The 26,805-nt window shown below is 66.8% G+C and carries 27 protein-coding genes and 1 pseudogene; 14 read left to right on the top strand and 14 right to left on the bottom strand.

The genetic code is table 11. From position 1 onward, the window contains the following. Positions 1 to 40 precede the first annotated feature (40 nt). The 3 genes from U743_RS01990 to U743_RS01980 are packed head-to-tail and all read left to right on the top strand — an operon-like array spanning position 41 to position 3,232. Positions 41 to 880, top strand: a complete 840-nt coding sequence (locus U743_RS01990; RefSeq protein ID WP_043765142.1) for an SDR family NAD(P)-dependent oxidoreductase — start codon at positions 41 to 43, stop codon at positions 878 to 880. Between the two features lie 4 nt (positions 881 to 884). Beyond that, positions 885 to 1,730 carry an alpha/beta fold hydrolase gene (locus U743_RS01985; protein WP_043765141.1) on the top strand — a complete coding sequence of 282 codons (846 nt, stop codon included), beginning with the start codon at positions 885 to 887 and terminating at the stop codon, positions 1,728 to 1,730. Between the two features lie 14 nt (positions 1,731 to 1,744). Then, positions 1,745 to 3,232 carry a flavin-containing monooxygenase gene (locus U743_RS01980; RefSeq protein WP_043765139.1) on the top strand — a complete coding sequence of 496 codons (1,488 nt, stop codon included), beginning with the start codon at positions 1,745 to 1,747 and terminating at the stop codon, positions 3,230 to 3,232. Between the two features lie 6 nt (positions 3,233 to 3,238). On the opposite strand, the gene U743_RS01975 is transcribed toward U743_RS01980, so the two are convergent. Continuing rightward, positions 3,239 to 3,643 carry a hypothetical protein gene (locus U743_RS01975; protein ID WP_043765137.1) on the bottom strand — a complete coding sequence of 135 codons (405 nt, stop codon included), beginning with the start codon at positions 3,641 to 3,643 and terminating at the stop codon, positions 3,239 to 3,241. A 198-nt stretch (positions 3,644 to 3,841) separates the two neighbouring features. Here U743_RS01975 and U743_RS01970 point away from each other — a divergent pair, with 198 nt between their 5' ends. Further along, a complete protein-coding gene (locus U743_RS01970) occupies positions 3,842 to 4,534 on the top strand; it encodes a Bax inhibitor-1 family protein (RefSeq protein ID WP_043765136.1) in 693 nt (230 codons plus the stop codon). Between the two features lie 40 nt (positions 4,535 to 4,574). Here U743_RS01970 and U743_RS01965 read toward each other — a convergent pair whose 3' ends face one another. Continuing rightward, positions 4,575 to 5,570 (bottom strand): GlxA family transcriptional regulator, encoded by a 996-nt coding sequence (locus U743_RS01965; protein WP_269530520.1) that lies wholly within the window; start codon positions 5,568 to 5,570, stop codon positions 4,575 to 4,577. A 125-nt stretch (positions 5,571 to 5,695) separates the two neighbouring features. Between U743_RS01965 and U743_RS01960 the strand changes: the two genes are divergently transcribed. Beyond that, positions 5,696 to 6,121, top strand: a complete 426-nt coding sequence (locus U743_RS01960) for a hypothetical protein (RefSeq protein ID WP_043765132.1) — start codon at positions 5,696 to 5,698, stop codon at positions 6,119 to 6,121. A 63-nt stretch (positions 6,122 to 6,184) separates the two neighbouring features. Here the strand turns inward: U743_RS01960 and U743_RS01955 are convergent, their stop codons facing one another. The 4 genes from U743_RS01955 to proV form a co-directional block, all read right to left on the bottom strand. Beyond that, positions 6,185 to 7,060: a glycine betaine ABC transporter substrate-binding protein gene (locus tag U743_RS01955; protein WP_043765130.1), complete on the bottom strand. Its 876-nt coding sequence runs from the start codon at positions 7,058 to 7,060 to the stop codon at positions 6,185 to 6,187. Between the two features lie 98 nt (positions 7,061 to 7,158). Then, positions 7,159 to 8,127 carry an IS1595 family transposase gene (locus tag U743_RS01950; RefSeq protein ID WP_043765129.1) on the bottom strand — a complete coding sequence of 323 codons (969 nt, stop codon included), beginning with the start codon at positions 8,125 to 8,127 and terminating at the stop codon, positions 7,159 to 7,161. An 81-nt stretch (positions 8,128 to 8,208) separates the two neighbouring features. Then, positions 8,209 to 9,108 (bottom strand): ABC transporter permease, encoded by a 900-nt coding sequence (locus U743_RS01945; RefSeq protein WP_043765127.1) that lies wholly within the window; start codon positions 9,106 to 9,108, stop codon positions 8,209 to 8,211. Beyond that, positions 9,108 to 10,349: a glycine betaine/L-proline ABC transporter ATP-binding protein ProV gene (gene proV / locus U743_RS01940; protein WP_052367418.1), complete on the bottom strand. Its 1,242-nt coding sequence runs from the start codon at positions 10,347 to 10,349 to the stop codon at positions 9,108 to 9,110. The genes U743_RS01945 and proV overlap by 1 nt, the downstream gene beginning before the upstream one ends. Positions 10,350 to 10,457: 108 nt before the next feature. Between proV and U743_RS01935 the strand changes: the two genes are divergently transcribed. The 3 genes from U743_RS01935 (at position 10,458) to U743_RS01925 (ending at position 12,971) form a co-directional block, all read left to right on the top strand. Continuing rightward, a complete protein-coding gene (locus tag U743_RS01935) occupies positions 10,458 to 10,877 on the top strand; it encodes a secondary thiamine-phosphate synthase enzyme YjbQ (protein WP_043765126.1) in 420 nt (139 codons plus the stop codon). Positions 10,878 to 10,941: 64 nt separating this feature from the next. Next, complete coding sequence (locus tag U743_RS01930; protein WP_043765124.1) at positions 10,942 to 11,820, top strand: haloalkane dehalogenase; 879 nt, start codon at positions 10,942 to 10,944, stop codon at positions 11,818 to 11,820. A gap of 443 nt (positions 11,821 to 12,263) precedes the next feature. Then, on the top strand, positions 12,264 to 12,971 hold the full coding sequence (locus U743_RS01925) for an SDR family NAD(P)-dependent oxidoreductase (RefSeq protein ID WP_043765123.1): 708 nt from the start codon (positions 12,264 to 12,266) through the stop codon (positions 12,969 to 12,971). A gap of 37 nt (positions 12,972 to 13,008) precedes the next feature. On the opposite strand, the gene U743_RS17870 is transcribed toward U743_RS01925, so the two are convergent. Beyond that, positions 13,009 to 13,626 carry a hypothetical protein gene (locus tag U743_RS17870; RefSeq protein WP_052367417.1) on the bottom strand — a complete coding sequence of 206 codons (618 nt, stop codon included), beginning with the start codon at positions 13,624 to 13,626 and terminating at the stop codon, positions 13,009 to 13,011. 146 nt (positions 13,627 to 13,772) lie between these two features. Here U743_RS17870 and chrA point away from each other — a divergent pair, with 146 nt between their 5' ends. From chrA to U743_RS01900, 4 genes and pseudogenes are all read left to right on the top strand, one after another. Then, a complete protein-coding gene (gene chrA, locus U743_RS01915; protein ID WP_043765121.1) occupies positions 13,773 to 14,954 on the top strand; it encodes a chromate efflux transporter in 1,182 nt (393 codons plus the stop codon). Between the two features lie 273 nt (positions 14,955 to 15,227). Further along, positions 15,228 to 16,073 (top strand): bifunctional nuclease domain-containing protein, encoded by an 846-nt coding sequence (locus tag U743_RS01910; RefSeq protein ID WP_198021881.1) that lies wholly within the window; start codon positions 15,228 to 15,230, stop codon positions 16,071 to 16,073. Positions 16,074 to 16,157: 84 nt separating this feature from the next. Continuing rightward, positions 16,158 to 17,513, top strand: a pseudogene (locus U743_RS01905) (cytochrome P450). A gap of 65 nt (positions 17,514 to 17,578) precedes the next feature. Next, positions 17,579 to 18,619 carry a DUF5924 family protein gene (locus U743_RS01900; RefSeq protein ID WP_043765117.1) on the top strand — a complete coding sequence of 347 codons (1,041 nt, stop codon included), beginning with the start codon at positions 17,579 to 17,581 and terminating at the stop codon, positions 18,617 to 18,619. Here the strand turns inward: U743_RS01900 and U743_RS01895 are convergent. Beyond that, on the bottom strand, positions 18,616 to 19,533 hold the full coding sequence (locus U743_RS01895; protein WP_043765115.1) for a DMT family transporter: 918 nt from the start codon (positions 19,531 to 19,533) through the stop codon (positions 18,616 to 18,618). The genes U743_RS01900 and U743_RS01895 overlap by 4 nt on opposite strands. An 80-nt stretch (positions 19,534 to 19,613) precedes the next feature. Between U743_RS01895 and U743_RS01890 the strand changes: the two genes are divergently transcribed. Both U743_RS01890 and U743_RS01885 read left to right on the top strand, forming a co-directional pair. Further along, positions 19,614 to 20,183, top strand: a complete 570-nt coding sequence (locus U743_RS01890) for a DUF2946 family protein (protein ID WP_043765113.1) — start codon at positions 19,614 to 19,616, stop codon at positions 20,181 to 20,183. A 73-nt stretch (positions 20,184 to 20,256) separates the two neighbouring features. Then, positions 20,257 to 20,922: an SDR family oxidoreductase gene (locus U743_RS01885; protein WP_043765111.1), complete on the top strand. Its 666-nt coding sequence runs from the start codon at positions 20,257 to 20,259 to the stop codon at positions 20,920 to 20,922. 4 nt (positions 20,923 to 20,926) lie between these two features. Here U743_RS01885 and U743_RS01880 read toward each other — a convergent pair whose 3' ends face one another. The 6 genes from U743_RS01880 to U743_RS01855 all read right to left on the bottom strand — a co-directional run bounded on the left by U743_RS01880 (position 20,927) and on the right by U743_RS01855 (position 26,683). Continuing rightward, complete coding sequence (locus U743_RS01880; protein WP_043765109.1) at positions 20,927 to 21,190, bottom strand: type II toxin-antitoxin system RelE family toxin; 264 nt, start codon at positions 21,188 to 21,190, stop codon at positions 20,927 to 20,929. Beyond that, positions 21,174 to 21,407 carry a type II toxin-antitoxin system RelB family antitoxin gene (gene relB, locus U743_RS01875; RefSeq protein ID WP_232226697.1) on the bottom strand — a complete coding sequence of 78 codons (234 nt, stop codon included), beginning with the start codon at positions 21,405 to 21,407 and terminating at the stop codon, positions 21,174 to 21,176. The genes U743_RS01880 and relB overlap by 17 nt, the downstream gene beginning before the upstream one ends. 137 nt (positions 21,408 to 21,544) lie before the next feature. Then, positions 21,545 to 23,131, bottom strand: a complete 1,587-nt coding sequence (locus U743_RS01870) for a Na/Pi cotransporter family protein (protein WP_043765107.1) — start codon at positions 23,129 to 23,131, stop codon at positions 21,545 to 21,547. A gap of 46 nt (positions 23,132 to 23,177) precedes the next feature. Further along, positions 23,178 to 24,971 (bottom strand): acyl-CoA dehydrogenase, encoded by a 1,794-nt coding sequence (locus tag U743_RS01865; protein WP_052367414.1) that lies wholly within the window; start codon positions 24,969 to 24,971, stop codon positions 23,178 to 23,180. Positions 24,972 to 25,029: 58 nt separating this feature from the next. Continuing rightward, the gene (locus U743_RS01860) at positions 25,030 to 25,464 is read right to left on the bottom strand and encodes a globin domain-containing protein (RefSeq protein WP_043765104.1); all 435 of its coding nucleotides are present in this window, start codon (positions 25,462 to 25,464) and stop codon (positions 25,030 to 25,032) included. 100 nt (positions 25,465 to 25,564) lie between these two features. After that, a complete protein-coding gene (locus U743_RS01855; RefSeq protein ID WP_043765103.1) occupies positions 25,565 to 26,683 on the bottom strand; it encodes a hypothetical protein in 1,119 nt (372 codons plus the stop codon). Positions 26,684 to 26,805 lie beyond the last annotated feature (122 nt).

Below are 26,805 nucleotides of genomic sequence, written 5' to 3'. Positions count from 1 at the left end.
AAGCTTGCCGCCCTTGATCACCATTCCCTCGGAGACAGGCGTGAAGCAATTTCAGAACAAGGTCGCCGCCATCACCGGCGCCGGCTCGGGCATCGGCCGCGAGATCGCCATTCAGCTGGCCTCCGCCGGCTGTCATCTGGCGCTGTCCGACATCAATGAGGCCGGTCTGGCCGAGACCAAGGAACTGGCCGAGCGCGCGGGTGATGCGCGCGTCACCACCCAGAAGCTGGATGTTGCCGACCGCGAGGCGGTCTTCGCCTGGGCCGAGCGCGTCGTGGCCGATCACGGCCAGGTGAACCTGATATTCAACAACGCCGGCGTGGCCCTGGGTGCGACGGTGGAAGGCATGGCCATCGGCGACTTCGAGTGGCTGATGAACATCAACTTCTGGGGCGTGGTGCACGGCACGCAGGCCTTCCTGCCGCACCTGAAGGCCAGCGGCGAAGGACACATCGTCAATATCTCCAGCCTATTCGGTCTGCTGGCGGTGCCCTCGCAGAGCGCCTACAACGCCGCCAAGTACGCGGTGCGCGGCTTCACCGAGTCGCTGCGCCAGGAACTGGACATGACCGACTGCGGCGTCTCGGCCACCACCGTGCACCCGGGAGGCATCAAGACCGCCATCGCGCGCAGCGCCCGCCAGGACGCCAGCATCCGCGCGCTGGGCCTGGACGAGACCACCGCCAGCAAGGACTTCGAGAAGCACTTCATCACCACGGCCGACAAGGCCGCGCGCATCATCCTGCGTGCGGTGCAGCGCAACAGCCGACGCGTGCTGGTCGGTCCGGACGCGGTCCTGCTCGACAAGATGCAGCGGCTGATGCCGACGCTCTACCAGCGCCTGACGCCCATCCTGATGAAGCGCAGCGGCAAGTCCTGAAACGATGACGCTCGCCACCGTCCAGTACTTCACTCACGACGGCCTGCAGCTGGCCTATCGGGACTCTGCGCCCGGAGACAGCGCGCGGCCCGTCGTGCTGCTGCTGCACGGCTTTCCGGACAGCAGCAGCATGTGGGCGCAGCAGATGGCGGCCCTGCATGCGCGCGGCTTCCGCGCCGTGGCGCCGGATACGCGCGGCTGTGGCGACTCGGCGATGGCAGCGCGCGTGCGCGACTACGCGTTGCCGGTGATCACGGCCGACTTCGTCGCCCTGCTCGAACATATCGGGGCCGAGACGGCCGATGTCGTCGGCCACGACTGGGGGGCGGTGCTCGCCTGGCAGCTGGCCGGTCACTTCCCGGATCGCGTGAAGCACTTCGTGGCGCTGTCGGTGGGCCACGTCGAGGCCATTGCGGCCGGGGGCTGGGCGCAGAAGCGCGCTAGCTGGTACATGGGGCTGTTCGCGCTCGGCGGCGTGGCCGAGCGCGTCCTGCTCGGCCGCGGCCGCTTCAGCCTGGAGCGCGTGCTGCCCGACCACCCCGACACCGCCGAGGTCCGCCATCGCCTGGCCGCACCGGGTCGCCTGACGGCGGCGCTGCGCATCTACCGCGCCAACCTCTGGGCGCTGCTGACGGGCTCGCAGCCACCGGTGGCCGCCGACACCCTCGGCGTCTGGAGCGAGGGCGACCGCTACCTGGTCGAGGCGCAGATGCGCGCCTCCACCAACTTCGTCCGCGGCGACTGGCGCTACGAGCGCCTGCCCGGCGGGCACTGGATTCCTCTCACCCAGGGCGAGGCCCTGAACACGCTGCTCGCCGAGCATCTTGGCGAAGCCGCGACTACCTCTTGAATACGGAGCAAGCCATGACTCACGAAGAACTCGACGTTCTGATCGTCGGCGCCGGTCTTTCCGGTATCGGCGCCGGCTATCACCTGCAGCAACGCTGCCCGGACAAGTCCTGGGCCATCCTGGAGGCACGCGACGCCATCGGCGGCACCTGGGATCTCTTCCGCTATCCCGGCATCCGCTCGGACTCGGACATGTTCACGCTGGGCTACGCCTTCCGTCCGTGGCAGGACGGCAAGACCATCGCCGACGGCGAGTCCATCCGCCAGTACGTGCGTGACACCGCCGAGCGCTACGGCATCACCCAGAAGATCCGCTTCAATCATCGCGTGCTCTCGGCGAGCTGGGATTCGGAAAGCGCGCGCTGGACGGTGGAGACCGAAAGCAACGGCGAGACGAAGCAGATCCGCTGCCGTTTCTTCTATCTGTGCAGCGGCTACTACGACTACGACGAGGGCTACACGCCGCACTTCGAGGGTCGCGATGACTTTGCCGGCGACATCATCCACCCGCAGCACTGGCCGGAGGATCTGGACTACAGCGGCAAGCGCGTCGTGGTCATCGGCAGCGGCGCCACCGCCGTGACGCTGGTGCCCTCGATGGCCGAGAAGGCCGGCCACGTCACCATGCTGCAGCGCTCGCCCAGCTACGTGCTTTCGCTGCCCGACGAGGACCACACCGCCGAGACGCTATCGCGCTTTATCCCGCGCAAGGCGGCCTTCGGTGCCGCGCGCTGGAAGCATGTCATGCTGTCGATGGCCTTCTTCCAGTTCTGCCGGCGCTTCCCGGAGCGTGCGCGGAAGATGCTGCGCAAGCAGGTCGCCGCCCAGCTGCCAGAGCACATCGACGTCGACACGCATTTCCGGCCCAGTTACAACCCATGGGACCAGCGGCTGTGCTTCGTGCCCAACGGCGATCTCTTCAAGGCGCTGCGTGCCGGCACGGCCTCCATTGCGACCGACCACATCGAGCGCTTCGTGCCCGAGGGCATCCGTCTGCAGTCCGGCGAAACGCTGGAGGCTGACATCATCGTCACGGCCACGGGCCTGAAGATGCTGGCCATGGGCGGCATCGAATTCTCCGTCGACGGTGAGGCCGTGCAGCTACCCGAGCAGCTCAGCTACAAGGGCATGATGATCAGCGAACTGCCCAACATGGCGATCGCGCTGGGCTACACCAATGCCTCCTGGACGCTGAAGGCGGATCTGACCTCCATGTACGTCTGCCGCCTGCTGCAGCACATGGACAAGCACGGCTACGACTACTGCATGCCGCGCAATCAGGATCCGACGCTGGAGGAGGAGCCGATCATCGATCTGGCCGCCGGCTACGTGCTGCGCGCCCTCGACCAGTTCCCCAAGCAGGGCTCGCGCGCGCCCTGGAAGCTCTACCAGAACTACGTGCTGGACCTGCTCACCTTGCGCTGGGGCCGCGTGCGTGACGAAGCGATGCACTTCGGCCACCGCCGTGCGCCGGCCGCGGCACGCCGGCGCGCCGCGGCCTGAGGGACATCAGGCGCGCAGGCCCTGGTCGGCGGCACGCCGTGCGGACGCGCCGGTGCTCGCTGAGCTGGTGATGGCACGGCGATAGCGTCGCCGCGTGCGCGTCAGCACCCAGCCGGCATGCAAGTGTCGGAAGAGCTCGCTGGGGGTAGCCATAGGCGCATCCAGCGCACGGCCGCCCTCTGGCGTCAACTCCACGAGCAAGCCGTGCTCACCATCGTGGAAGCGCAGGCCACCGCGGGCTTCCAGCTCGTCGAGACTGTCGCGCAAGTCGCCGTGGCGCAGACCGGTCTCGCTACGCCAAGCCTCGGCTATATCCCGGTAGAAGACGCGTCCACCGACACGCATCTGGAAAGCAAGTAGCACCTGCGCCAGAGCGCGGGAGCGGAGGGTTTCGGTCACTGTCACTTTCATAGAGCGACTCCGAAGAATGGCGCCGGCGACTCGCCCGCACGAAAGGCATTCACGCTAACGCCCGACGAGGCAGCTGGCACTCACGGGCCGACGAACGGCAATGCAAAGGCGCGGATCGGCAGCAAGCTCGAAATCGCTGAAGCCGTAGCCGCAATAGCGTATTGTTGACGGGTAATCCTCAACCAAGATTCCGCCACCATGCAGCAGAGTCACACCAAAACCGTATCCGGCCAGAGCGTTTCCGCACTGGCGACCAATCAGGTTCTGCGCAACACCTATCTTCTGCTGTCGCTGACGCTGATCTTCAGCGCGCTGATGGCGGGCGTCGCGATGGCGATCAACGCGCCCTACGGCATGGGACTGATCTGCTCGCTGGCCGCGCTCGGCCTGCTCTGGTTCGTCGTGCCGCGCACAGCCGATTCCTCCAAGGGCCTCTACGCCGTCTTCGCGGTCACCGGCCTGCTCGGTTTCGGGCTGGGTCCCGTCATCAACGCCTATCTGACCGGTTTCGCCAACGGCGGGCAGATCGTCATGATGGCGCTGGGCACCACCGGCGGCACCTTCATTGGCCTCTCCGCCTATGCCGTCAAGAGCGGGCGCGACTTCAGTTTTATGCGCCAGGCGCTGATGGTCGGCATTCTGGTCGCCTTCATCGCGGCCATGGGCATGCTCGTAGCCTCACTCTTCGGCGTCTACTTCCAGCCGCTGGCGCTGGCCATCTCGGCGGTCTTCGCCGTTCTGATGTGCGGACTGATCCTCTATCAGACGAGCGAGATCCTCAACGGCGGCGAGACCAACTACATCCTCGCCACCATCGGACTCTACGTGGCCATCTACAACCTCTTTACCAGCCTGCTGCACCTGCTGGGATTCGGCCTCGGCGAAGACTGAGGTCTCCAGCCGCGGCGGCACCCATGAGGTGCCGCTGCGCTCAGGCAGCCGGCGCGACCGGCATCGCGAAGCGCTCGCGATACGCACGCGGCGATAGCCCCGTCTCCTTGCGGAAGAGGCGGCGGAAGGAACTCAGGTCCTGGTAGCCAACCTGCTCGACGATCGCCTCCAGCGAATCCGTGCCCTGCTCGAATAGCTGCTTGGCGCGATCGACGCGCATCCGCTGCAGGTAATGCCCGGGCGGCATGCCCGCGATCTCGCGGAAGCGCCGCAGGAAGGTGCGCTCGCTCATCAGCGCCAACGCGGCCAGCTCGCTGACCGGCAGCTCGCGGTCGAGATGCTCGCGCATATAGGCAATGACGCGGTCGATGGTCTCGTCGCGGCCGGAACTCAGATGCTCTGCAGCCAAATGCATGGCTTGGCTGGCCGGGTTCGGATCAATGAGCATGATGCGCGCACACGCATTGGCCACCTGCGCCCCCATGAACTTGCGGATGATGCGCAGGCTGACGTGGCTCCATGAGCCTGCCGAGCCGCCACAGACCATGGGCCCATCCTCGGTGAGAACCTCGCGCGGGTGCAGGTCCACCATGGGATAGCGTCGCCTGAAGGCCTTGGTCAGCCACCAGCTGGTCGTGGCGCGGCGGCCATCGAGCAGGTGGGCCTCGGCCAGCACGAAGGTACCGCTGCAGACGCCGCAGAGGATCCGACCCTCGGCGTGACGGGCCTTCAGCCATCCCAGGTAGGCATCCGGCAGGTTGGCAACGTGATCGACAACATCGCGACCACTGCGGTGGTTCACACCCGGAATCAGGATAACCTCCGCGGCACTGGCGCAGCTGGCGTTGGCGTCCACCGGGAGCATGAAGCCCGCCGAGCTGCGCACGGGCTTGCCATCCACCGAAACCACGCACCAACTGAAGCGCTGCTCGGGCGGTAAACCGGCTAGCTCGGCCTGCACATTGGCGATGTTGAACATCTCCAGCGGCCCGGTGACGCCGGTTGCCATTACGTCATCAAATGCGAATATCGCCACACTTGTGATAACTCACACCTTATATTTGGCGTTATCGGCTTTAATATAGTCTAAAATGCCACTTCGCGCAGACTTGCGGGCAGGCGAACATGGCGCCTCGGCATCGCCGATGACAGGAGCAAGCCATGACTCACCCCGCACAGCGTCACGAAGACCTTTACCAGCAGCTGCTCGCCGAGCTCACCGAGCGCGAGGGAGAAAGCCTGGTCTATCTGCCGGAAGCGGCGAACGATGCGCGCTTCGAGGTCACCACCCGACCTAGCCGCAACTACGGTGCGCTCAGCATGCTGCTGCTCGCCGTCGCATCCGCCATCGTGGTGGGCAGCAGCCCGCTGGCCGTTGGCGGCGCACTTGCGCTCATGACCGTTCTGGCCGCTCCGCTGGTGGCCGTGGAACGCGGCAGCGCTCGCCTGCTTGTTGCCGCCATCGTCGGTGGCACATTGGCCACGGCCGCGGCCTACGGGCTGTCGCCGATGGGTGCGACAGCCGCCGCGGTGGCGGCTGCGGCGGTGCTGGGACTGTGGTTCGGCCGCGCGCCAGCCACTAGTTAACCGGCCAACAAAGAAAAAGCCCGGCGAGAGCCGGGCTTTTTCACGCCAGTTGCCAGTCGCGGATCAGCCGTCGATCCAGCCCTGGATGCGGTCACCGTTGTTGGCGGCGTAATTGTCGATGGCTTCTTCGTAGGAGCTGTCCTGAGCCTCGCTCATCGCTGCCTGCAGATCCTCGAGCGGGATATACATGTTCTCGAGGAAAGCCGCGATCTCGGGGTGGTCCTCCTTGAAACCCTCGCGCACGATGGCGTCGATGTGCTCAGTCTCGCCGAGGGTGCCCTTGGGATCCTCCAGGAAGCGCAGATCGAAGCTGCCGAACTTCCAGTGCGGTGTCCAGCCCGTGACGACGATCCACTCGCCACGATCAATGGCCCGCTTGAGCGCCGCCGTCATGGCCGCGCCACTGGCGGAACTGAGATCGTAGTCATCAAGGCCGTACTCTTCGATGGTCTTTTCGGAGAGCTGCATCAGGCCGGCACCGGGATCGATGCCCTGGATCTTGCCGCCAAGTTTTTCGACATTGCCCTGCTTCTTGAGATCCTCGATGCTGGAGAGCGCGGCCTCGTCGACATAGGCCGGAACGATCCAGCCCAGACGCGCACCCTCATAGAGCGGGCCGAGGTTGACGACATCGTCGCCGACGCGATCCATGTAGTCACCGTGCGTCGACGGCAGCCAGGCCATCAGCATGCCATCGAGATCGCCTTTGGCGACGCCCTGGTACTGCAGGCCGATGTCCGCCAGCGTCAGCTTGACCTCGTAATCGTAGTTCTCTTCGATGACCTTTTTGGCCAGCTTGGTGACGAACTCGGCGTCGGACCAGGCCGTCCAGCCGAACTCGACGGTCTTGTGGTCATCCGCCTGTGCGGTGCCGGCACCGAAGGCCAGCGAGGCCGCAAGAATCGAGCCCCCGATTACGCGCTTCATGCTGTTTCGCATGGTTCTCTCCTTGTCGTGTGTGTCTCCACCATAAAAGACATCGGCCTCGCTTTCACGCCGAAGCTGTAGAAATATAAGGGGTATCCACTTAGCTCCACCTACGCTTGAGCTGTTTTCGACTGAGTCGAAACGACGCTTTCATAGGTCAATGGAGCGGTTTCCAGCGCTTGCTGCATCAAGCGATAGAAGAGCATTCCTCGTGAACCTGACTTTCGGCGATTGAACCGAAAGGCGAATTCGTCGAGGTAGGCGTCAAGGTGGCGAGGTTGCACAGCGCCATGATGAGTTCCCATCAACCAGCGCTGGAGCAGTGCCGCCACGCGGTGAACGCCGGCGAGCGAGACGTGCGCTGGCACATCAGCGCCGAGCATCACAGACCGACGATGGTCATAACCAAGACTGGCAAGTGACCGGTAGGCGGCAGACCCGTCGGTCTTGACGATCGAGCCAGGCGCTACGGCGCCTTTGATGAACGGCTCAACGTGCTCGGCAGAGTCTCTCTCCAGCCTTTGTAGCCGAATGCGACCAAAGCCTTTCGGCTCGATGATCTCCACCGCTACGGCAACGAATGCATGGCCGGTCCGGCTCTTTTTGCCTTTAATTGAACGACCTACCGTTCGGTCCGTGATTGCCACGTAGGTCTCATCGACCTCGACCGTTCCCTGAAGCTTGTCACGGCCACTACGCACCATGGCGCGTCGGAATCGATGCAGCATCGTCCATGCGGTCTGATAACTGCCTAGACCCAGCACGCGCTGCAGCCCCAAGGCGCTGACGCCTTGCTTCTGATTCGTGATGTACCACGCAGCTGCCAACCAGACCTGTAGTGGCGTGCGCGTTTTCTCGAAGATCGTGCCGGCCGTGACGGTGCATTGATAGCGGCAAGCCCTGCACACGAGCCGAGACCGGCTGACGCGATAGGGCTCGGCATGCTCCTGACAGCTCGGGCAGACGAAGCCCTCTGGCCAGCGGACCTTCTCCAGGTACTCGATACAGGCCTGCTCTGTCGCGAACCACGCATGGAATTCGCGCCAGTTGCCGGGATAGTCCTTGCTTGCTTCGGGCATTTGTGTACAGTACCACTACTGGGGTTATGTACAGTGCTCGAAATTGTGGAGCTAAGCGGATACCCCATAGAAATATACATCTCATGCGCCATTCGACTCCCTGGCTTCGCGCCCGAAGAGCCCGCGCAGGCGGGCGATGAGACCCTTGCGTTGATCACGGCCCTGACCGCCGAAACTCTGCGTCAGGCGGTCGAGAATGATGGCCAGGATGACCACGCCCAGTCCGCCCTCGAAACCGAGCCCGACATCGAGACGCTGGATACCGGTCAGCACGGTGTTGCCAAGCCCGCCGGCGCCAATCATGGAGGCAATGACGACCATCGAGAGACCCAGCATGATGGTCTGGTTGATGCCGGCCATGATCGACGGCATTGCCAGCGGCAACTCCACCTTGAAGAACAGTTGCGGCCCGTTGCAGCCGAAAGCGCGACCGGCCTCGACATTCTCGGCCGGCACATGCCGCACACCGAGATTCATCAGGCGCACGGCTGGAGGCATCGAGAAGATGACGGTGGCGATGGTACCGGGAACCTCGCCCAGGCCGAAGAACATCGCAGCCGGAATCAGGTATACGAAGGCCGGCAGCGTCTGCATGAAGTCGAGCACGGGGCGTAGCACCGCGGCCACCCAATCGCTCTTGGCCATGGCCACGCCCGACGGCAGGCCGATGCCAAGCGCCACGATGGTGGCCGACAGCACCAGGCCGAGGGTGTCCATGGTCTGCTCCCAGAGCTGCATGCCCAGCACAACGTAGAGGGCGGCCAAGGTAAAGAGCGTGAAGCGCCAGCCGACGCGCCACATCGCCAGCCCCCCGAGCACCGCGAAGACCGCCCAGACCGGTGTGGCCTGCAGCAGGTCGGTGATCGTGCCGGAGACGACTTCGATACCGAAGGAAATCCCGTCGAAGAGCCCCTGGAAATTGTCCAGCATGTAGTCGACGCCATCGCTGACGTAATCGCCGATCGGCAGTTCGACAGCCATCAGGCCTCCTCCTTCTCTTCAGTCGCCGGGGCCGGCTCCTCGCCGGAGCGGTCGAGAGTCAGCAGCAGCGTCGCCCGCGAGATGGTGCCGCGGTAACGGCCGTCGTCGTCTACCACTGGCACCGGCCAGGGTGCTTCGGCAACCCGGGTCATGACCTCCGTCAGCGGTGTGCTTGCGTTGACGGCGTCGTCACCCGCAATGAAGGCGCTCTCGATGGCACAGTCGTCATCGCCCGCAACGTCGTCGAGGCGCGCCAGCAGCGAATCGGCCGTCACCACCCCCAGGAATTTGCCGTTGCGGTCGTTGACCACAGCGACCTGCCGGTCGTGATGCTCCAGGCGCGACAGCGCCGCGCGCAGGCTGACGCCGGCGCGCTCGATGACGGTGAGCTGGTCGCGGCGCGCGATGTCGCCTGCGGTAAAGACTTGCGAGACATCGACGCCGCGAAAGAAGGAGCGCACGTACTCGTTGGCCGGCGCGCGCACGATCTCCTCGGGCGTACCGATCTGCACGATCCAGCCACCCTGCATGATCGCGATGCGATCCCCCACGCGCATGGCCTCGTCGAGATCGTGAGTGATGAAGACCACCGTACGCGCCTGCTCCGACTGCAGGCGCAGCAGCTCGTCCTGCATCTCGGTACGGATCAGCGGATCCAGTGCCGAGAAGGCTTCGTCCATCAGCAACACCTCGGGGTCAGTAGCCAGCGCCCGCGCCAGACCAACGCGCTGCTTCATGCCGCCGGAAAGCTCATCCGGATAACTGTTGGCATTGGACTTGAGACCAACGGCATCAAGGGCTTCCATCGCCTTGGCTTCGCGTTCCTCTTTCTTCATGCCCGCCACGTTGAGACCGAAAGCGGCGTTCTGCAGCACGGTCTGGTGCGGCATCAGCGCGAAGGACTGGAAGACCATGCTGATGGAGCGCCGCCGGATCTCGATCAGCTCCCGGCGCGACGCCTGAGTGATGTCGCGGCCATTGAGCTTGATACTGCCGCTGGAGGGCTCGATCAGCCGGTTCAGCATGCGCACCAGGGTCGACTTGCCGGAGCCGGACAGGCCCATGACGACAAAGACCTCGCCTTCGGCGACCTCGAAACTGGCGTCGGCAACCCCGATCGTCAGTCCCGTGTGCTCGAAGATGCTGTCCTTGTCTTCTCCCCGGGCGACACGCTGCATCGCCTCCTTGGGGTTGCCACCGAATATCTTGTAGACGTTCTCGACTGCCAGCTTCGTGCTCAAGCCTGCGAACCCCCGCTGCGGGCTGAATAGGCCATCACCCTACCCCATTCGGGTGCGCGGTCAATGCGACCATGAGAGGTTCTACCGGCACGAATGGGAGCGTAGCGCATGCGACATCACCGTCAGGAGCTGTGGCTGAACACCGAGGAGCGCACCGCCTTCATCAATATCACGCCACGCGTAGAGACAGCTCTGGCTGAAAGCGGCATCCGGGAGGGACTGTGCCTGGTCAACGCCATGCACATCTCGGCGTCTGTCTTCATCAATGACGACGAGCGCGGCCTGCACGCCGACTTCGAGCGCTGGCTGGAGGAGCTGGTGCCCTACGGACCCATTGAGCGCTGGCGCCACAACGACACCGGAGAGGACAACGCCGACAGCCATATCAAGCGTCAGATCTTCGGCCGCGAGGTAGTGGTCGCGATCAGCGAAGGCCGTCTCGACTTCGGGCCCTGGGAACAGATCTTCTACGGCGAGTTCGACGGCCGCCGCGACAAGCGCGTGCTGGTCAAGCTCATCGGCGAATGACGCCAGACTTGAGCGCGCCGGCGTGCCTGCCGCATGCTGCGGGTTCTTCCATCAGGTCTAGGTGATGAAGAACCACAAGCTTCCTGACAAGCAGTTCTACCGGGTGCATGGTCGGCGCATGGCCTGCGCCGAGGAAGGCAGCGGCGACCCCGTGCTCTTCCTGCACGGCAATCCGACCTCCTCCTATCTGTGGCGCAACATCATTCCGCATCTCAGCCTGCAGGCGCGCTGCCTGGCGCCGGACCTCATCGGCATGGGCGATTCGGAGAAGCTGCCACATTCCGATCATGAGAGCTACCGCTTCGTCGAACACCGGCACTATCTCGACGAACTGCTGCGCCAGCTCGATCTGGGTGACCGCGTCACGCTGGTGCTGCACGACTGGGGCTCGGGGCTGGGCTTCGACTGGGCGCGGCGCCATGCCGAGCGCGTGCGCGGCATCGCCTACATGGAAGCCATCGTGCAGCCGATGAGCTGGCTGCAGTGGCCGGAAGGCTTCCGCGGCATCTTCCAGGGCATGCGTTCGACCAAGGGCGAGGATCTGGTGCTGCGGCGCAATGCCTTCATCGAGCAGATTCTGCCCAACGCCATCCTGCGCGACCTGGACGAAGAAGAGATGGGCGAGTACCGGCGCCCCTTCTCCGAACCCGGCGAAGACCGTCGCCCGACGCTGAGCTGGCCGCGCGAGCTGCCCATCGACGGCGAGCCGGAAGACGTCATCGACATCGTCGACAGCTATGGCAAATGGGCTTCGCACAGCCCCATCCCCAAGCTTTTCATCAACGCTGACCCCGGCGCCATCCTCGTCGGCGACATGCGCGAATTCTGCCGCGGCTGGCCCAACCAGGAGGAAGTGACCGTGAACGGCAGCCATTTCATCCAGGAGGATTCGCCGCAGGAGATCGGGCGCGCGCTTTCGGAGTGGTTCGGGCGCTTGCCGTGAACCCATACGCCTTACGCTCTACCGGCAGGGCCGGCCCTTACTCAAAGGCCCTCTCGGCTCCGTCGTGCTCTGGGATTCCGCGCCGGAAACCGCTGAGCTACCGAACGGTGCCGCGCGGCCGGCGCGGGTGACTTTGGTTTCGGCCAAGGTCACCAAAGCCATGGTGCCCGCCGGGTGGCCTGCCGCGGCTAAGCCGCGGCAGGTTCCCGAGGCGGGCGACGTGCTTGGGGCACGCGCGAACAGGCCATCCCTGGCCTGGTCGCGCTCGCTCGGCATCCATGCCTCGCGACCCCTGCGCGCGACGCCCGCCTCGGCCACCCTCAAAGGGCACGGATCGCACTGGCTCGCCGCTTCGCGGCATCGCGCAACCTCTGAGCCATGACATTCTCTGTACTCCCAAGCCCCACCCCAACCAGCATTAATGAACCGTCACTGAGTAAGCCATGACTAACTCGCTACCCCTCTGCGCCATCGTCGGCGCCGGCCCCGGCAACGGCCGGGCCTTTGCCAGGCGTTTCGCCGATGGCGGCTATCGCATCGCACTGCTGGCACGGCAGCCGGAGCGCCTGCGCGAACTGGCTGCCGACATCCCGGACGCGCTGCTGCACGGCTGCGACGTCACGCGCCGCGACGACGTACGCAATGCCGCGCACCGGCTCGAAGCCGATCACGGCTGCCCGCAGGTGCTGGTCTACAACGCCGGCTCGGGTGTCTTCGGCTCGGTGGATGACGTCGATGCCGAGGCCTTCGAAGAGGCTTGGCGCACCAACGCGGCCGGGCTGCTGGCCTGGGTGCAGGCAGTGCTACCCGGGATGCGCGCGGCCGGCGGCGGTCGCATCATCGTCATCGGCGCCACTGCCGCCAAGCGCGGCGGCGCCGAGTTCACGGCCTTCGCCAGCGCCAAACACGCCCAGTACGGCCTGGCGCAGTCACTGGCGCGCAAGCTGGCGCCGGAGAACATCCACGTCAGCTACGTCGTCATCGATGGCGTCATCGACACGCCGCGCACCCGGGAAATGCTCCCCGACAGGACGGACAACTTCTTCCTGAAAGCCTCGGACATCGCGGAGTCCGTCTACCAGCTCGCGCAGCAACCGCCGTCGGCGCGCAGCTTCGAGATCGATCTGCGCCCCTACGGCGAGCGCTGGTAGGACAAGTGGCTGGGCGGGACTACGCGATGGAAAACCTTCAGAGACCGAACCAGACAAGGGCGTAGTTGTCGGTCAACATTTCGCGGTGCTCCTCCACCAGAGCGCGCGTCTCGGGCGGAACGCTCGACACCGCCGCTGCCGGCGCCGAGCCGTCCGGCGAGGCCACCGCGACGGGCTGTCCCAGCGCAGCATAGATCTGCCCGCGGATCCAGTGATATTCGTCGATCGACATGCGCTGCTCGTTGAGCGCAGCAACCTGCGCGCGCTTGGCTTCCAGGTAGAGTCCCGCCAGATCCCGGTAAGCCGTCATGATCTCGGCGATGCTGGCATCACGCTGCTCCGATTCCAGCTCGTTGTCGAGGGCCTCGTAGCGCGCCTGCAGCGTCTGCATATCGCCTTCCAGGTCCGTGCGCATGCCCCGCTGCACTGCCAGATAGCGCTGCATCGCATCGGGGGAGACAGCACCGTCCTTTGGCGGTTGGTACGGCCCGCGCGTCGCGATCTCGCTATCCAGCGTCTCCAGTTCCTGCGCGAAGGCCACCGCCTCCCCGGCCATATCCGTGTAGGGCTTGACGAAAACGTAATAGCCCACCGCGCCGCCACCGACCACCAGCACCAGACAGACGATCAAGCAACCGCCGAGAAACTTCCCCATGCCCCGCTCCCGCTTCCGATCCAAGTCCGCAATCTAGTCGAGCGCGTCGGCGCGCGCGTGCCGCATCCTCGGGACAGTTCGATTCGCGGCGGTGTGCGTGAACACCGGACGAGGCGAACGCACGCCCGGGGCGGCAGAATGCCGCCATGGCCGCCGTCATCGAGACCTTCCTGGTATTCCTGCGCCTGGGGCTGACTTCCTTCGGCGGGCCGGTGGCGCATCTCGCCTATTTCCGCGAGGCCTTCGTCGTGCGGCGCCAGTGGCTGGACGAGGCGCGCTTCGCGGAGATCGTTGCGCTTTCGCAGTTCCTGCCGGGGCCGGCATCGAGCCAGGCCGGCATGGCCATCGGCATGCTGCGCGCCGGCTGGCCGGGGCTGATCGCGGCATGGACCGCCTTCACACTGCCATCGGCACTGCTCCTTTTCGGCTTCGCCTGGCTGGTGCAGCAGGATCTGGCGGGCACTGGCGGCGGCTGGCTGACGGGCATCAAGGCGGCGGTGGCCGCCGTGGTCGCGCACGCCCTGATCGGCATGGCGCGCAGTCTGCTGCAACTGCGGGTGCACTGGCTGATCGCCGCGACTGCCGCACTGCTCATGCTGCTACTGGGCGGCGTACCAGCCCAGCTCGGCGTCATTGGCGGCTCCGCCCTGATCGGGCTACTGCTGCTGCGCGAGCCGACTGCCGCTACGGCCCCTACAGCGTGGCAGGCCCCGCGCCGAACGCGCGCCGCCGTCGCCTGCCTGCTGGCATTCGCCCTGTTGCTGGCCGGTCTGCCAGCCGCCGCCCAACTGCTCGACGTCCCGGCACTAGCCATCGTCGACCGCTTCTACCGCGCCGGCGCTCTCGTCTTCGGCGGGGGCCACGTCGTGCTGCCGCTGCTGCACGGTGAGGTCGTCTCCACCGGCTGGGTCAGCGACGACGACTTTCTCGCCGGCTACGCCGCCGCGCAGGCCGTACCCGGCCCCTTGTTCGCCTTCTCGGCCTATCTCGGCGGTGTCATGCAGGGAGGCGGCGTGACGGCGGCAGCGCTGGCGCTAGTCGGCATATTTCTCCCGTCGATGCTCCTGATCGGCGGGGTCCTGCCCTTCTGGGAACAGCTGCGCGCTGTCGCCACAGTCCGTCGTGCGGTGGGCGGCGTCAACGCCGGTGTCGTCGGCCTCCTCGCCGCCGTGCTCTGGGACCCCGTGCTCGTCGAGGGCGTGCGCGACCCAGCCAGCGCCGGCATCGCCGCAGTCAGCTTGGCGCTGCTACTGCAAGGGCGCACCCCGGCCTGGGCCGTAGTGCTACTTGCCGCCCTCGCCGGCAGCCTGCTTTTCGGCAGCACCTAGGAAACGTTCTACATAACGGGGAGCTTAGGAAGGCCCCGGCGATACCGCGTAGCGGTGAGCCAGAACGGCCCGTGCCCTTCGAGAAGGATGCACGCCGGTCCGCGGCATCATTCAATAGCGATGCGGTTCTGGGGCGCCGAACCACGGGCGAAACGCAGCCAATGGCATCCGGTGCGTTGAGCCGAATCACGACCAGAGGTGCTTTGTAAACACTCTCTAGGTGCATTGGCTCTACCTGGCGGGCACACTGCCGCCAGAAAGCCGCGGAGGCACATGATGGACTGGAAACCCCCTGTCGCATGGCTAGCGGCCGGCCTGCTCGCCACCGCCGTCGAGGCACGCGAACTCGCCGTGGACGAGGATTCGCTGGTGTCGGTGGAAGTAGCCTCTGTCGGCATCGTGCGCGGCGCCGGCGCGCCGGTTGTGCTGCTGCGCGATCCCGAGGATGGAACCGTCGTGCCGATCTTCATCGGTCCGAATGAGGCGCGCGCCATCCTGCGCGCGCTGCGCGGCGAAGCGACCCCGCGACCGATGACGCATGATCTGCTGGCTGCGACGCTGAGCGGGCTCGACGCCGAGCTGTCCGGCGTCGTCGTCGACGCACTGCACGACAAGGTCTTCCACGGTGCGCTGCTACTCCGCGACGCCGACGGTGCGCAGCACATCATCGACGCCCGCCCCAGCGATGCCATCGCGCTGGCGGCGCGAAGCGGCGCGCGCGTGCGCATCGCCCCGGAGGTACTGGCTGCGGCAGGGCAGACGGACTGGCAGAGCCTGGGCGAGGAGGACATCGCCAGCGCGCTCGGCATCACGGTGGTCGTCGCCACGCCGGAGTTGCGCGAGGCGATGGAGCTGGGTGATGCCGAGGGCGTGCTCGTCAGCCACGTGCGCGGCCCCGCCGCCGACGCCGGCATGACGGCTGGCGTGCTGATCACCGCCATCGACGACACGCCGCCCGAATCGCCGCAGCACTTCCTGCGCCTGATCCGGAAATCCGATGGCGAACAGTTGCGCCTGCGCTACCAGCAGGGCGGAGAAACACAGCATCTGGAGCTTCCAACCGACCTGCAACTGCCACCGGCAGCACCCGTTCGCAGCGAGGAAAACCGCCCGCTGTAACTTCGCATCGCGAGCCGGTCGCGCTAATTGAACGACCGTCCGGTTAAGCGTACAGTCGCCAGCGAGTCGGCTCAGGAGACCCGCATGCCTACAACAACCACAGACTACGCCCCGGATACCGGGCGCCCCGCGTCGCTGAAACATCTGCCCGGCGAAAGCGGCCTCCCGCTGCTCGGCCAGACGCTGCGCTACCTGCACGATCCGCTGGCCTTCACACGCCGGCAGCACGAGCATTTCGGTCCGGTATCACGTGTCAATTTTCTGTTCGCCGACCGCGCCTGCCTGCTCAGCGCCGAAGCCAACGAGCTGGTGCTACGCGATCGTGACGGCCTTTTCTCGGCGCACCACGGCTGGACCCCCATCCTTGGGGATCTTTTTCCGTGGGGGTTGATGCTGCGGGACGGCGCCGACCACCGCCTGCACCGGCGCCTGATGCAGCCGGCCTTCCGCGCCGAGGCGCTGGCCGGCTACCAGCGGCGCATGCAGAGCCATATCGAAACGGCCGTGTCGGCCTGGAGCAAGCAGCCAGACCTGCGCTTCTATCCAGAGGTCAAGCGTCTGACGCTCGCCATCGCCGCCGACTGCTTTCTGGGCCTGTCCCTGCAGCGCGAGATCGACGCGGTCAACAAGGCCTTCACCGATGTCGTGGAAGCGTCCACGGCGGTGGTGCGCGCACCGCTGATCGGCCGCAAGTACACACGCGGGCTGCAGGGCCGGCGCCATCTGGAGCACTTCATCCGCACGCGCATCCCGGAACGGCGAGAGGGCGACGGCGACGATCTCTTCAGCCAGCTCTGCCACGCCCGCGATGAGCAGGGCCGAAGCTACAGCGACGAGGACATCGTCAACCACGTCATCTTCCTGATGATGGCCGCGCACGACACCACCACCAGTGCGCTGACCACGATCGTCTACGCGCTGGCCGCACACGCCGAATGGCAGCAACACCTGCGCGCCGATGCTGCACGCATCGGCGGCACGACGCTACCGCACGAGGCACTGGACGAGGCCGAGCTCACCGGCCGGGTGCTGCGGGAAGCGCTGCGCCTCTATCCGCCGCTTGGAACCATCGTCCGCCAGGCCACGCGCGACGTCGAGTTCCAGGGCTACCACCTGCCGGCGGGCGCCTCGGTGTCGATCTTCCCGATCTTCACGCAGCGCGACCCGGCGCACTGGTCCGAACCCGATCGATTCGACCCGGAGCGTTTCGACAACGCACGCGCCGAGCACCGCAACCACCCCTTCGCCTAGGTGCCCTTCGGCGGCGGCGCGCATACCTGCCTGGGCCTGCATTTCGCCGAAATGCAGGTCAAGGCCGTGCTACACGCCATGCTGCAGCGCCTCGAATGGCAGGTGCCTGAAGGCTATGCCATGCCCTACCAGCTCGCGCCCATTGCCAAGCCTCGCGACGGGCTGCCGCTGCAGATGCGCGCCCACTAGCGCGATTCATCGGCGAATCAGCCGCCACGACGACAATGGCGGTCGATGACCATTGATCCGCGCCGATGACACTGCACTCCCGACCGGGCGCTATCTGGCGCCGCCGCGACCGGCTCGGTCGCGCGCTGCGCTGGACCTTGCGCCGACGCCATGTGCTGATGCCGCTGGTCAGTTTCGTGGCCGGTTGCGCGAGCTACTTCCTCGTCGAGCGCAGTGCCGCCATGGCGCAGGGCATAGCCGTCATGGTGCTCGCCGGCTGGCTGTGGATCCTCGCCGAGCCGCTGCTCGGCCGAATCCTGCAGCGCGTCAGTCGCGGGCGCATCTCGCCGCGGCTGCTACCGCTGGTGACGCAGTCACTGCATCAGGAAACGCTGTTCTTCGCCCTGCCCTTCGTCGCAGCGGCCACGGTCTGGCAGAGCGCGCAGCCGTTATTCCTCGCTCTGGTGGCGCTGGCTGCGCTGGCCACTGCGCTGGACCGCATCTACATCGACCGCATCTGCGCGCACCCGGGCAGGCTGATGCTCTTCCAGGCCTTCTGCGCCTTCGTCGCGGCGCTGGTCGTCGTGCCGCTGGCGCTGCATCGCGACACCACCAGCGCGCTGGACACAGCGGCCGCGCTGATGCTGCTGGGGCTGCTGCCGGGCGCCCTGCGCTGGCTGCGTGACGTGCCCGCGCGCATCTGGCCGCGCGGCGCGCTCGCCTGCCTGCTGCTGCTCGCGGCGGGCTGGGGCTTGCGCGCACACGTTCCTGCCGTCGGCCTGGAGGCGCACGAGCTGCGCGCAACCAGCACGCTGGATGCCACCCTGGAACCCGGCCCCGCGCTGACGCACATCGACGCAACCGTGCTGCGTGAGCAAGGCCTGACGGCCTTCGCCGCCATCCGCGCGCCGCTCGGGCTGCACCAGCAGCTGATCTTCGAGTGGCGCCACGACGGCCACGTGGTCGAGCGCATCGGCACCGATATCGCCGGAGGGCGGGAGGCCGGGTACCGTACCTTCACGCGCAAGCGGAATTTCCCGGCCAATCCCGAGGGGCGCTGGGAGATCGCGCTGCTCACCGCGGACGGTCAGTTGCTGGCACGTACCCAGCTGCAGGTCGAGGTCTAGCTTGCGCGCTGCGCCGACAGCAGCAGGATGCCGGCCAGCACCAGCGCCGTACCTGCGAGCTGCACGCCACTGACCGGCTCGTCGAGAATCCACCAGGCCAGCGCCAGCGTCGACACCGGCCCCATCATGCCGGCCTGCGCCGTGACGCCGGCGCCGATGCGCGCGATGGCGGACATGATCAGGAAGACCGGCAGCACCGTGCACAGCACGGCGTTGATCACGGACAGCTGCCAGACCGCCGCACTCTGCTCGAACAGCCCCGGCAAGGGCCGCGCCAGCGCATAGTGCGTGATGGTTGCGACGGCGCAGGCGATCATCGCCAGCGACACCAGCCGCAGCGTGCCGACGCGCTGCACGATCTCGCCGGACAGCAGCAGATAGAGCCCGTAGCTGACGGCCGCGCCGAAGACCAGGCCGGCTCCCAGCGCGACGCCATCGCCGCCGATGCTCAGGTCGTGCTGGACGACCAGCGCGATGCCGGCGTAGGCGAAGGCCATCGACAGCCACTGCAGCCCGCTCACGCGCCGACCGAAGAAGGTCATACCCAGCAGCAGCACGATGCTGGGCGTCAGGAAGAGGATCAGCCGCTCCAGCCCGGCCGTGATGTACTGCAGCCCCATGAAATCGAGCAGACTGGCCGCGTAGTAGCCCAGCAGGCCGAGCACCGCGATTCGCAGCGCGTCAGCGGCCGTCGGCCGCGGTCGCTGCGACCAGGCCCACAGGCCAACCAGCGCGAAGAAGGGCGCCGACAACAGCATGCGCAGCGCCACCAGCTCCAACGCGTCGATACCCTCGACGTAGAGCAGCTTGCCGATGATGGCCTTGCCGGAAAAGAACACCGCCCCGACGATGGCCAGCGCGAGACCGAGAAGATAGCCGCGACGCGCGACACGATGAGCCTGAACTTGGGACATGCGCGATTATCGCCCGGACAGGCTTGCCCGGGCTGGTCCCGCCTGCTGAAGATGCACATAGAACGAGTGAGGAAGATCTGATGGAAGACCGCATGCAGCGCGCGCTGGCGCGCTGGCCCAACGTGCCCGCCCTCTACGGCTGGCTGTCGCTGGACCGGCGCGGCCGCTGGCGCATCCAGGGCGAGATCATCACGCGCGCGCAGATCATCGACACCATCAGCGCGAATTATCTCGCCGACGAGCACGGTGCCTGGTACTTCCAGAACGGCCCGCAGCGTGGCTACGTGCAGCTCGAGGCCGCTCCGCTGATTCTGCGCGCCGACAGCGAGGATCTGTGCACGCATACCGGCGCGGCCGTGACGACGCCGAGCAGCACCTGGCTCGACGAGCACGGCAATCTGCTGATGGCCACCGAGCACGGTCCGGCCCAGCTCGACGACACCGAGGCGGAGTGGCTACTCGCGCATCTGAAAGCCGGCACCGCCAGCCCGGATAGCGAGGCGCTGGAGGCCGCCCTCGCAATTTCCAGCGGCGAGGCCACAGCGCTGTCGCTGCGCCTGGGCGGCCAGACGCTGCCGCTGGGACGCCTCGACCAGACCGACGCCCCGGCTGCGCTCGGCTTCATCCGCGACCCGCAGCCCGCCTCCTGAAAACCCCGGAACGCCTTGCGCGCTCCGATTACAGCGCCTAGCGTGTGCCTCCCACTCGGCAGGAGTCCCGGACATGTCGCAGACCATCGTGCTCATTGGCGCCAACGGCGGCATCGGCCTGGAAATGGCGCGCCAGTGGCAGGCGCGCGGAGACACCGTCATTGCCGCGGTGCGCGAGCCCAGCGAAGCGTTGCGCGCGCTCGACTTGCGCATCGTCGAGGACATCGACATCGCCAGCGACGCGGCCATCGACAAGCTGCGCGCAGCCCTCGAAGACACGCGCATCGACCTGCTCTACTGCAACGCCGGAGTCATGAACGGCGAGCGGCTCGGTGACATGGCCTTCGACAGCATCCGCGAGCAGCTGGAGATCAACAGTCTCGGCCCACTGCGCGCCGTCGAGGCGCTGCTACCCAGGCTCTCCGAGGGCGGAAAGATCGGGTTGATGACCTCGCGCATGGGCTCGATCGCCGACAACGACTCGGGCGGCAAGTACGGCTACCGCATGAGCAAGGCCGCGCTCAACGCCGCCGGCAAGTCGCTGGCCGTCGATCTCGCACCGCGCGGCATCCACGTCGCGATCCTGCATCCCGGCTTCGTGCGCACGGCCATGACCGGTCACAACGGCCACATCAACCCGGACGAGGCAGCCAAGCGGCTGATCGGGCTGATGGACGAGCTGAATGCCGCGCGCAGCGGCCGCTTCTTCCACAGCGATGGCAGCGAGCTGCCCTGGTAGGGCGCTACTTGCGGTAGATCTCGCGCCGGTGCGCCACCCGTACCACGAGCACGCGCAGACGCTGGTCTTCCAGGTGGCAGATCACGCGATAGTCGCCGATGCGATAGCGCCAGTAGCCGACCCGATCTCCCTGCAGCGCCTTGCCATGGCTGCGTGGATCGGCAGTGGCGCGCTCGCGCAGGAAGGCGAAGATGCGGCGTGTGACCCGGGGATCGAGCTTTCTTAGCGCACGCTCGGCGCTGGCGGTGAACTCAATCCGCCAACCCAAGCTCGCGCTCCAGCGCTTCCAGCGACTTCACGCCTTCCTCGCCGCGCTCGACGCGCGCCATGACCCGATCCGCCAGATATGCGTCCTCCAGATCCTCGATGTGCCGCTCCACCGCCTCGCGCACATAGAAGGTCTTGGTGCGGCCGGTCAGCTCAGCCAGGCGCGAGAGACGCTCGTCGAGAGCCTCGTCAGCGCGGAAATTGATCATGCGGGTCATGGGGCCGCCAGTTCCGATTTACATGTAAATCGTAAGGCTGTCGTGAGCGGGGCGCAAGAAACTGACTGACCGAAGGGGCACTGCCCCGCCGGCTGCTCCGCAGGGAGGGGCCACTGGAGCGCAGCGCAAGAACCCTGTCAGTTCGACAGTTCTGCGCCGATCGCCTGGCGCGGCAGCGCTTCCAGATGCTGTCGCGCGCGCAGCGCCGAGCGCAGCCCGTCCCGGATGACGCCCAGCCGTTCGAGATGACGCACCGCCGTGCGCACCGGCACGCGGCTGTCTGCACGCAGCAGTTCCGCCTTGCTCGCCTGATAGCGCGCCTCGCGATCGCTCTCGCTGTCCTCGGGCGCCTGCATCTGCGCTCTGGCGTAGATCGCGAATTCGCTGACAGCCTCGCGCGCTTCTGCGGGCAGCTCGCTCAGCGAAGCAGCACTCTCGCTCAGCGTACGCGCCGACGCCGCCGTTTCACCGATGTGGCGCAGCGCCTGCAGCGCCTCCGCCATGGCCATCGCTGAGTCGGCGCTCATGCTGGTTTGCTGCAACTGCTGGCAGTAGTCGCCGATGCTGTCTACCAGACGCGTCACCGTCGCCTCGCGCGCTGCCAGCCGCTCGGCAGCGTGATCGGGCTGCAGCGCGTCGATGAGACACCCCCGACTGAGCGCTGCCGCTCTCTCAAGCTCGCGCGCCAGCGCGTCCAGGGCCAGCGATGGCGTGTGCAGCAGCGTACCGTCAAGATGCTGCGGACGAGCCAGATCCTCCTCCGCGGTCCGGAAGCGGGCTGAAACGAAAGCGACCAACCGTGGCGTCAGCGGCAGGAAGATCAGCACTCCAAGCACATTGAAGGCGGTATGGAACAGCGCCAGCACCGCTGCCGCGCTGGCGCCCTCGCCGGTACTCTCCGCCACCAGCGACAACAGCCATAGCAACAGCGGCAACAGCAGCAGCGCCACAACGCCGGTGCCGAGATTGAAGGCAAAATGCGCGGCTGCCGCACGCCGGGCGTTGGGCGTGGCGCCGATCACCGCGATCAACGCCGTGGAGGTAGTGCCCAGATTGGCGCCGATGACCATGACCGCGGCGCTGGGCAGAGCCACCATTCCGCCGGCCGCCACGGTAAGAATGATGGTCAACGCCGCGCTCGACGACTGCATGAGCAGCGTCAGCGCGAAACCGAGGCCGAGGGCGACGAACAGTCCGAGCCAACCCCCGCTGACCAACTGCGCGATCGGCATCTGACTGCCGATATCGGCAAAGGCCACGCGCAGGGTGTCGATGCCGGTAAAGAAGATGCCGAAGCCCACCAGTGCCATGCCGACGGCACCGATGCGACGCGGGCCGGCGAAGACGCGCAGCAGCATGCCGACGCCGATCATGGGAAGGGCCAGCAGGCGTACGTCGATATGGAAGCCGACGAGCGCGACCAGCCAGGCGGTGGCCGTGGTGCCGACATTGCTGCCGTAGATGACGGGAATCGCCTGCGTCAGATTGAGCAGACCGGCATTGACGAAGCCGATCGTCGCCACTGTCACCGCACTTGAGGACTGCACGATGCCGGTGATCAGCACACCGCTGGCCACGGCGCGCAGGGGGCGCCCGGTCGCCCGCACGAGCAGGCCGCGAAGGGCATCGCCGGCGGCCTCGCGCAGGCCGTCGGTCATGATGTGCATGCCCAGCAGCAGCAGGCCGATGCCGCCGAGAGTGGCGCCGAGCAGCGACCAGTCCATCAAGGCTGCCGGACTCCGCTAAGGGAGCACACGCCGCAGCGAGTCACTAGAACCAGGTCTCGCGCATGCTCAGCGCGCTGTCCTCGCCGCGCGCAACGATATCGGCCCAGTGCCGGATCTTCGGCAGCTCGCGGTTGAAGAAGAAGCGCGTGGCTTGCAGCTTTCCGGCGTAGAAATCGGCGTCTGCAGTGCTCGCCGGTTCGGCGGCACGCGCGAGCTGCGCCTGGCGCAACCAGATCCAGGCCAGCACCAGATGGCCGAGCATGTCGAGATAGGCGCTGGCATTGGCAAGATAGGTTTCGGCATCCGTTGAGCGATCGGCCACCGCGCGGGTGGTTTCCGCGACGAGGTCGATACCGTCGGCAAGCTGGGCGGCGAAGCCCTGCAGCTCGGGATCCTCCGATACGGCCTGGGCGGTCTCGCCGATCTGCCGCAGCAGCAGCTTCAACGCCGCTCCCTCGCGCATCGTCACCTTGCGGCCGAGCAGGTCGATGGCCTGGATGCCGTAGGTGCCCTCGTGGATCGGGTTCAGCCGATTGTCGCGATACAGCCGCTCGACCGGATACTCGCGCGTGTAGCCGTAACCGCCCAGCACCTGGATGGCGAGCTTGTTCGCCTCCAGGCCGTACTCGGAGGGCCAGGACTTGGCAACGGGCGTGAGGATGTCGAGCAGCAGGCCCAGGCGGTCGCGCTCGGCGTCGTCCCCGGTCGTCGTCGCCTGACGATCCACCAGCGAGGCACAGTACAGGCAGAGCGCCAGCCCGCCCTCGGCGTAGGCCTTCTGCGCCAGCAGCATGCGGCGCACGTCGGCGTGACGGATGATCGGCACCGGCGGCTTGGCGGGATCCGGGGCCGCCGGCGAGCGGCCCTGCGGGCGCTCGCGTGCATAGGTCAGCGAATGCAGATAGCCCGAATAGCCCAGCACCGAAGCCCCCATGCCGACGCCGATACGCGCCTCGTTCATCATGTGGAACATACCGGCCAGGCCCTTGCCCTGCTCGCCGACCAGCTCGGCGCGGCAATCGTCGTTGTCGCCGAAACTGAGCACGGTATTCACCGTACCGCGGTAGCCCATCTTGTGGTTGAGCCCGACCAGGCGCACGTCGTTGCGCGGCCCAAGGCTGCCGTCGTCGTTGATGCGGAACTTGGGCACGACGAAAAGCGAGATGCCCTTGGTGCCGGGCGGATCGCCTTCAACGCGGGCGAGCACCAGATGCACGATATTCTCGGACAGATCGTGCTCACCGCAGGAAATCCACATCTTGTTGCCTTTGAGCCGATAGCCGCCCTCGCCGTCCGGCACCGCGCGCGTGCGGATATCACCCAGCGAGGAGCCCGCCTGCGGCTCGGAGAGGCACATCGTGCCGAAGAAGCGCCCGGCTATCATGGGGCGCATGTAGCGCTGCTGCTGCGCCTCGGAACCCACCACCTTCAGCAGATTCGCCGCCGCGCCGGTCAGGAAGGGATAGCCGGCCGTGCCGATATTGGCGGCCGAGAACAACGCGGCCACGGACTGGCTGACCGTATAGGGCAGCTGCAAACCGCCGTCGGATTCATCGAAGGCCGTACCCAGGAAGCCGCCTTCGATGTAGGCCTCCAGCGCCTTCTTGACCTCCGGGATGATGTGCACGCGCTCACCGTCGAACTCGGGCTCGTTGGCATCGAGCTTGGCGGCGTGATCGGCGAAGGCCTCGACAGCCAACGTCTCGGCGGCGTCGATGACGGCATCGAAAGTCGCACGGTCGTGGCTCGCGAAGCGCTCCCGCTCGCACAGGGATGTGGTGTCGAGCAGCTCGTAGAGCAGGAAGTCGAGGTCACGGCGGTTGATCAGATGGCTCATCACGCAACTCGATTGAACGGGCTCCCGAGTCTAGCCGGACACGCCGTGTGGCGACGCGCTACGTTGCCTTTGTCCGCGGCTCGCGCCCCTCGGCACCCGCCAGCATTTCCTCGGCAATCAGCGCGAATGCCCGGCGCCAGGCGGCTTCCACCCGCGGGCCGAAGATAGCAGGCCCCGCGTGCTGGGAAATGGCACGCACCAGCGCCTCGACTACCAGATCGTAGTAGGACGCGCGCGCGCCGTAACGTGCATGGCGGCGACCAAGGTCGCGCACGGATTCGCGAATCGTCTCGATGCGGTCGATATGCGAGACAGCCAGATTCAGGGTCACCGCCATCATGCGCCGCTGCTCGCTCATGTCCTCGCTGAAGTACCCACGCAACTCCGGCTTCCAGCGGAACAGGAGGTCGTAGAAGGTGACGACGATAGCGTCACGATCGCGCGCGATGTTGCGCCAGCTTTCACGGATCAGTCGGGTCTCACGAGGCGTCACGGGCGGCCTCCGGATCCCGGGCCGGCAAGCGCGCCAGGGGCTATGACGATCTGCATCAAGAAGGCTCCCCCGAAGAATTCGACCAGCCTAGCGGTGCCGTTCAGGCCTGCATCGGCACAGCGGACGGGCGGTGGCCGGCACCCGATCCGGCGGCCCTTCCCGCCCTGCGCAAACGCAGTCCAAGCAGGCCCAGCTCGAAGAGCAGCCAGCCGGCTAGCAGACCGACCAAGGGCGCTGCGTAGTCGCGCAGAGCGTTCGACAGCAGCGCGCCGGCGTTGCCCTTGTAGATCCCCTTGGTCGCGCCGATCAGCGGATGCGGCTTGGCCAAAACGCGTGCCGAACGCGCAGCCACGGCGACACCCTCCGGTCCCTTGCGCGCCGCACGCAACAGCCAGGCACCGCCCAGAGCCCCGCCGGCGCGCAGCAGCTGCAGGGCGTCGCCGCCACCGACCCAGAGCGCGAAAGCACCGCCGGGCCGCTCGGCGAAGCGCGCCGCGCGCGCGAGGTCGCCACGGCCACCAACGTTACGCAGGATGCGAATCGACGGCGCCGCGCCCGCCTGCCGCTGCAGACTTCCGGCGTCGGCGGCGATACGGCGCAGCGGTGTCGCGTCGACGCGTGCCAGCGCCCGCCTGCCGGCAGCCAGCGCGTCCCCGGCCAGCCGCGCCGACAGCGCCCCGCCGCGCCGCGCGGCTTTCAGAATGGCCGTGCCACCGTCGGCGGCCGGCCAGGCCGTCAGCAGGATGCCGGCGGCGGACAGTGTCGTGATCACGGGATCGACCTCCTGCCCGCGTAGACCGCGCACCGACTGGATGGCGAGATCGCGGACGTCGCCGAAGACCAGCAGATCCGCCGTCACCGCACCGACCAGTGCCGGCGTACTGTCACCGCCACCGCGCCAGGCGCCGGCGGCGAGCTCGCGGCCGCGATAGGACCAGCTGTCGCGTTCGGCAGTCAAATGCTGCTGCTGCGCACGCAAGGCTGCGGCGCGCTGCGGGCCGGGGGCAGCCGCGAGCCCGGCGTCCAGCACGAGCAGTGCCTCGTCGAGGCGGGCGTCGGCCGCCAGCCGGCTGGCTACGCGCGCGTGATCGTAGTCAGGAAGCGCGTTCAACTCGGCCACGGCGCGTGCTGCGGGCCCGTCCTGCAGGCACAGTGCCAGCAACGCAACGGCCAGCGTCGCGCGCAGCAGACATCCGGCGGCGGGCAGCAAACGCGTCATGGCATCAGTCTAGTGCCGCCGACTGCCGACAGCACAGCCACCCGACCGACGGTTGCATCCGGACGGCGCGACCCGTGCGCCGGACCACACGCGCTGCCCTTGGGGTGGGGCTCGGCCTAGGA

Source organism: Algiphilus aromaticivorans DG1253, from assembly GCF_000733765.1.
GTDB classification, from domain to species: domain Bacteria; phylum Pseudomonadota; class Gammaproteobacteria; order Nevskiales; family Nevskiaceae; genus Algiphilus; species Algiphilus aromaticivorans.
This window is presented reverse-complemented; position numbering and strand designations above follow the sequence as displayed.